The organism is Ciceribacter azotifigens, from assembly GCF_048159625.1.
Classification (GTDB): domain Bacteria; phylum Pseudomonadota; class Alphaproteobacteria; order Rhizobiales; family Rhizobiaceae; genus Allorhizobium; species Allorhizobium azotifigens.
In genome coordinates this window covers 1-6,202 of the sequence record NZ_JBLQTA010000035.1, presented here as the reverse complement: position 1 = coordinate 6,202, position 6,202 = coordinate 1, and the positions used below count along the sequence as shown (strand labels likewise).

General features: G+C 61.1%; 5 protein-coding genes and 3 pseudogenes. 3 read left to right on the top strand and 5 right to left on the bottom strand.

What is annotated here, in order from left to right; translation table 11 throughout:
• Positions 1-205 precede the first annotated feature (205 nt).
• From ACM6UT_RS22885 to ACM6UT_RS22865, 5 genes and pseudogenes are all read right to left on the bottom strand, one after another.
• Positions 206-838, bottom strand: a complete 633-nt coding sequence (locus ACM6UT_RS22885) for a methyltransferase (RefSeq protein WP_416799585.1) — start codon at positions 836-838, stop codon at positions 206-208.
• A 20-nt stretch (positions 839-858) separates the two neighbouring features.
• Positions 859-1,014, bottom strand: a pseudogene (locus ACM6UT_RS22880) (nuclear transport factor 2 family protein); the annotation flags it as partial.
• Between the two features lie 33 nt (positions 1,015-1,047).
• On the bottom strand, positions 1,048-1,647 hold the full coding sequence (locus tag ACM6UT_RS22875) for an NADPH-dependent F420 reductase (RefSeq protein WP_416799584.1): 600 nt from the start codon (positions 1,645-1,647) through the stop codon (positions 1,048-1,050).
• A gap of 31 nt (positions 1,648-1,678) precedes the next feature.
• Positions 1,679-2,397 (bottom strand): annotated as a pseudogene (locus tag ACM6UT_RS22870) (SDR family NAD(P)-dependent oxidoreductase).
• 49 nt (positions 2,398-2,446) lie between these two features.
• Positions 2,447-3,181, bottom strand: coding sequence for an SDR family NAD(P)-dependent oxidoreductase (locus tag ACM6UT_RS22865; protein WP_416799583.1), 735 nt, complete (start codon positions 3,179-3,181; stop codon positions 2,447-2,449).
• A 226-nt stretch (positions 3,182-3,407) separates the two neighbouring features.
• Here ACM6UT_RS22865 and ACM6UT_RS22860 point away from each other — a divergent pair, with 226 nt between their 5' ends.
• The 3 genes and pseudogenes from ACM6UT_RS22860 to ACM6UT_RS22850 all read left to right on the top strand — a co-directional run bounded on the left by ACM6UT_RS22860 (position 3,408) and on the right by ACM6UT_RS22850 (position 6,182).
• Positions 3,408-4,304: a LysR family transcriptional regulator gene (locus ACM6UT_RS22860; protein WP_416799582.1), complete on the top strand. Its 897-nt coding sequence runs from the start codon at positions 3,408-3,410 to the stop codon at positions 4,302-4,304.
• A gap of 193 nt (positions 4,305-4,497) precedes the next feature.
• Positions 4,498-5,129, top strand: a pseudogene (locus tag ACM6UT_RS22855) (tyrosine-type recombinase/integrase).
• 204 nt (positions 5,130-5,333) lie between these two features.
• A complete protein-coding gene (locus tag ACM6UT_RS22850; protein ID WP_416799581.1) occupies positions 5,334-6,182 on the top strand; it encodes an NmrA family NAD(P)-binding protein in 849 nt (282 codons plus the stop codon).
• Positions 6,183-6,202: the final 20 nt, after the last annotated feature.

Genomic DNA, 6,202 nt, shown 5'->3' with positions numbered 1-6,202 from the left:
CCGCTACCTCAGCCGCGGACACCCTCCCGCGCAGCGGGTTCGTTCCTCGGCCCCGATGCGGAACTGATTTCCGCTTAGCGCGCCCAAGCTTGACCTTTGCCAGCTCTCCAGCGAGTTCCGAAAGCTGACGTTGCTGCAGACTGGCGCAGTTGAGCATTATTCTGGCATCCTTGGAAGGCCGACTTGAGGTTGGCGCCGACCTCTGTCAGGGCTTCACGAACCGATATACGAAGCGATCGGTCTCGCCCTTGATCGAGGGATCGAAGACCTTGGTCGCGTGTGGATCGTTCCTGTTCGCCAGCAGGGCGCTTTCCGCATCCAGTACGAAGCCGGCAGCCTCCACCTCCTCGCGCACGGAGGAAGGGTCGATGCGATGCAATGACTGGGCATGATCTGTGCCGGCCCCGGCGGCGGCGGCGTGATCGATGATGACGTAGAAACTACCTGGCCTCAGCAGTTCGTAGGCAGCTCGATTGAAGTCGGCAGCCGTCGCCCCCCTGGCGTGCATCAGCGCAGTGTGGAGATCGTGGTAGAACAGGTGCAGCCACAGGACGTCGGCTGGCTGCGTGATCTTCGGCATCGCCACGAGGTCCGCTGAGACGGCTTCGACGTTTTCCCGGCCAGGCTCTTGCGCGAGCGTTCGCATGAGGCCGACCGGATCGTTTTTGAAGTGCGCGAGTTCGGCTGGCACGAAGCTGGTGACTCGACCTTCGGGTCCAACGATCTCGGAGAACAGGCGCGTCCACTCGCCGTCGCCTGGATAAACGTCGATGACGGTGGTACCCGCATTAATGCGTGCGAACCGGATCAACTCGGATAGTTTGGATTGGTCGTACATCGGAATCTCTCTTACGGTTGGGCGTGTCCGCGGTAGGTTCCAGTCAGAGGCCAGTCCTCGCCCGGAACGATCCACTCAACATCCTGAGTGACCAGCGCTAGCAGAGCCTCCCTGTCACCGCGACCGGTCGCGGCGACGAAGTCCTTCACGGTCTGGATATTCCTCTCAATGCTCATGGTTATGTCTCCATTTCTCGGCTGCGGTGTCCATCAGTCGAACTTCACCAGGTCCTTGAAGATCAGATGACGCCAACTCTTCCCGCGCGCCTGGACCAGTTGCCCGCCTTCCGACAGCCCGCCAAGCTTGATCGGCGCGAAGCCCAGATTCTCCGCGAGCGTACCAATCTCCGCCGCAGCGTCGTCATCGTCGCTCGCTACGAACACGGCTCTTCTGCCACCATGCACGGCCGGATCTTGGGCAAGAATGGCAGCGCCCAAGTGGTTGAAACCCTTGACCAGCCTTGCACCACGGAAGGCTTGCGCGACGAATTTGGAAGACGACTGTCCTCCCAGGTCCTCGGGGGGCACGCCATAGGCATTGGTCACATCGATGATCGTCTTCCCTCGCCAAGCGGGAAGCGCCTTCGCGACATCCGCATGCGCCTCGAAACGGACGGCTAAGAAGATGACGTCCGCCTTGATGGCATCCGTCAGCGTTTTGGCAATAACCTTGGGCCCGATCGCGGCCGCATCAACAGCAAAGCTTTCCGGGTCGCGCGTGGTTGCAACGGTCACTTCTATGCCGTTGCGTGCGAAGGCCTTGGCCAGAGCTCGGCCGATATTGCCGAAGCCGATGATTGCGTAGCTCATAATGCTTCTCCGATCCTGTGTTGATGCTGGGTCAGACCTGCGCCCAACCACCATCGACTGCGAGATCTATACCGGTGATGTAAGAGCTCTCATCGGAGGCGAGGAACGTGAGCGCAGCCGCAATTTCCTCTGCCTTTCCCCTGCGACCCATTGGGATCTGTGACGTAAACTGGGCGACCGCCTCCTCGGCTTGCTCAGCGGTGAGGCCGGTCGTTGTCGCCAAGGCGGGAGTCTCGATCGCGCCGGGGCTCATCGTATTGACGCGGATGTTGCGATCCTTCAGCTCCTGGGTCCAGGACCGCGAGAAGCTGCGGACAGCCGCCTTGCTTGCTGCGTAGGCGCTGAACGCTGGCAGCCCCATCACATTCGAGACCGAAGAGTTAAGGATGATCGATCCGCCGTTTTTGAAGAGTGGAAGTGCCTTCTGCACCGTAAAGAACAGACCCTTCACGTTCACATCGAAGGTCTGGTCAAAATGGTTCTCAGTAGCTGCCGCGAGCGGCGCGACCGTCCCTGCGCCCGCGTTTGCGAAGAGAATGTCGATGTGACCATGTTTCTCCTTCACGGTGGCGTAGAGCCGGTCCAGATCTTCCAGGCGCGAAACGTCGCCCGCGACTGTTGTCACGTTTTTCCCGATAAGGACCGCGGCCTCTTGTAAGACTTTCTCGCGCCGCCCAATGATCATGTGGCCAAGCCAATCCCGCTGCTTCCGCCCGTAATGACTGCGATTTTGCCTTCGAGTGCTCTCATAATCGTTGTCTTTCGCTGTGGGTGAGTTAGGCACGGAACCGTGCCGGGGTCAGAGTTGGGCTAGGCCGCCGTCGACGGCGACTTCGCTGGCGGTCATGAAGCTGCTGTCGTTCGACGCGAGGAAGGCGGCCACGGCTGCGATTTCCGCGGGATCGGCCATGCGCTGGAGCGGGGTCATCGCGCCGTAGGCCTTCTGGCCCCCCTCTCCCAGCGCCTCCTTCGCGAGCTCGGTCGCCGTCGCCCCGGGCGACAGCACGTTGACCCGGATACCGGTACCCTTCAGGTCCTCCGCCCAGGTGCGTGCGAGATTGCGCACGGCTGCCTTGCTGGCGCTGTAGGCAGTGAATGCCGGGGCGCCGGTGGTCCTGGCACTCGATCCCGTCAGGATGATCGAACCGCCCGGACCCATCAGTGCTAGCGCCTTCTGGACCGTGAAGATCGTACCCTTCACATTAGTGTCGAAAGTGTCGTCGATGTGCTTGGTGGTGATCTGGCCGAGCGGAAGCGGGCTTCCGGCCCCGGCATTGGCGAAGAGGATGTCGAGGCTTCCGCGCTCGGTTTTCACCGCCGCGTAGAGCTGGTCCAGATCGGACTCATCCGAGACAGAGCCCTTCACGGCGCGGGCATTGGGTCCAAGCGCGGCCACAGCCGCATCGAGTGCCTGCTGCCGACGGCCGTAGTTGAAGACGAAGGCACCTTCCTCGATGAAGCGCTTTGCAGCGGCGAGGCCGATACCGGTGGCGCCGCCCGTGATCACGGCGGTCTTTCCATTCAATCTGGTCATGTCATGCGGTCCTTCTGTCGCGTCTCGGGTCATCGCTTTGCGGAGAAATCCTCCGACAGCCTCGATATGGGTTCGCCGGCGCCCGGCGGTGAGTGCGCAATCGCGCGCATCCATGGTGCGAAAACGATCCACTTACGTGAACATGCGCAGCGACGATCACGCGCAATCCGTCCCAATATGGTAGACTAGTGTCTGGAAGCCGCTCCATGCGGCGCGGGAATGGACCATGATCGACTGGGATGACGTTCGTTACTTTCTTGCCGCTGCGCGTGGCGGTTCAGTGCGGGCTGCCGCCAAACGTCTGGCCGTGAACCACGCGACGGTGCTGCGACGCATTGCCCAGCTTGAGGAGCGCCTCGGGACGCAGATGTTCGAAAAGTTGCCTTCAGGCTACCGCCTGACGGCTGCGGGCGAGGAGGTGCTCGAGTTCGCGAACCAGATGGAAGCCTCGTCGCACCAACTGGAGACGCGCGTCTTCGGGCGCGATCAGAGCGTACGCGGGCTTCTGCGAGTGACGCTGCCCCCGTTCCTCGCGACACACCTGCTCATGCCAGATATCGCCGATTTTGCGCGTCTGCATCCCGACATCGAAATGGAGATCGCATCGACTGGCGACGTCGTGAATCTGACCAACCGAGAGGCGGATGTGGCGATCCGGATGGTCTCCAATCGCAAGGCCCTTCCGCTCAATCTTCATGGCCTGAAAGGTCCGGATCTGCTCGCGGGAGTTTATATGTCCCGCGATCGACTGGCCGCGTGGCATGCGGGTGCGCCGGATCCAATCCGACCCATCGTCATCGGCGGTCAGGCTGTTCCTGACTGGGTCGCCGAAGGGGAGGTCTCCGTCACAGGGGTTCCGTTCAGGACGCCGGACGCCGATGCGCAGATCGCTGCAGCAAGGCAAGGGATCGGCATGACCAGACTCCCCTGTTTCGTCGGAGATGCCGATCACCTGCTGGCGAGAGTTCCGGGCATCGACCTCAAAGCACTTGCGACGATTTGGCTTCTCACGCAAGGGGAGACACGCAAGACGAAGCGCGTGCGGCTTTTCACAGAGTTCATCTCCCACCGACTCGCCGCGTACGCTCCGCTCCTCGCCGGGCGGTCCATATCGCCCGGCTGACGTACCGTGCCAAAGGCCACAAATGGGTTAGGGAAATTGCGGTTGGAGATTGGCATTCCTAAGGGGACAGGCTGCGGAGTGGCCGCTCTCCGTGAAATCGTAACGCACAGCGGACTGTCCCGTGTCGGCCCCCCTCTAGAACCTAAAAGCCTACGCGTCCTTCCCTCGGCCATGGTGGCCAAGGAGAACTGAAATGGGTACCGCACAATATGATCCTGCCGCACTCGGCCGGCCGGCTTGGAACGCCGGTCGACAAGTCGGCGTCAAAAAGCCCCTGAAGCAGCGCCAGATTTGGGCAATTCGCTTTTTCCTGGACCGAGAACGACGGATTAGAGATCGTGCGCTGTTTGATCTCGCCATAGACAGCAAGCTCCGCGGGTGCGATCTCGTCAAGATCAAAATCGGGAGCCTGGTCACGGGCAAGGACATTCGAACTCGTGCCATGGTCGTGCAGCAGAAGACTGGACGTCCTGTACAGTTCGAGATCGCGACCGAGGTCAGGACAAGCCTGCTTACCTGGCTTCAGCGGCAAGGAGGTACAGTTGATGACTATGCCTTTTTCAGTCGAATTGATCATGCAGAACATTTCAGCACTCGCCAATACGCCAGGCTGGTCGATGAGTGGGTCACTGCGATCGGGCTTCGTCGGGAGGATTACGGCACCACTCTCTTCGGCGCACAAAGGCTGCGATGATCTACAAGGCCACCGGCAACCCTCGTGCAATACAAATCCTGCTCGGACACACCAAGATCGAGAACACCGTCAAGTACTTGGGAGTCGACATGGAGGATGCGTTGGAACTGGCAGAGCATACAGAGATTTGAAGTGTGCGGCCCCGCGCCGAGCGGGACCGTCGCTTTCAGCGGAAGCAACTATGCGCCAAGAGCGCTCATCACGAGAAGCCGCTATTCGATTGCGTTGCCCAGAGCGAGGTTAAGGCGTAAACATCGGCCCTGACCTGGATCGGGTAAAGCCGACCGTGACGCTTTCCTCGCCGCAACCATTACCACGGGTGCGATGCCGGCAGTTTGTTTCCCCAATTCCTGGACATCACAACAGGGGGATGGCGCATGTTTACGATCATCGGAGCCGCCGGCAATGTCGGCTATTCAACGTCATCGGCCCTGCGCCGGGCGGGTATGCCAGTCCGGGCAATCCTGCGCGACAGGACAAAAGCAGCGCGGCTGAGCGACATCGGCTGCGAGATTATTACCGCCGATTTGCATGATGCCGCCGCCCTAGCCAGGGCGATCGGCGATTCCGACGCCGTGCAAATCATCATGCCCGTGTCGCCACGGGCAAAGGACCCGGCTGACGGTCTCCGGCACTCGATCGAAAGCCTGTTCAGGGCGATGGCCCAGGCACGCCCGAAGCAGGTGCTGGCAATCTCCGATTACGGAGCCCATGTCGCCGATGACATTGGGATGCCCAGCATGTTCCGCGACCTTGAGGTGCGGCTCGCCCAACTCGAAACCCAGCTGCTTGTGCTGCGGTCCGCCGAGCATATGCACAATTGGGGGCGCGTCATCCCGATGGCTGTCGCCTCCGGCATTTTGCCGACCTTTCAGGATCCGGTCGACATGGCGCAGCCGACGATCTCCGCCCATGACCTCGGCCTGATTGCCGCCGACCTCCTGCTGCGACCCCAGAGCGGCAAGGAGTTGGAAGTTATTCATGCCGAGGGACCGCACAGATATAGTGCGAACGACGTTGCGGCCGTGGTGAGTCAACTGTCGAGCCGGGTCGTGCGCGCTCGGGCAGTGCCCCGGTCGCAGTGGCAGGCGACGTTCGAACGCACCATACCGTCAAGCCTTGCCAACCTGCTGATCAAGGCCAACGACGCCAAGAATAAGATCGTGTCCCAAGGCGTGGTGTAGCTTTGGCGGTCGCCGTGCCT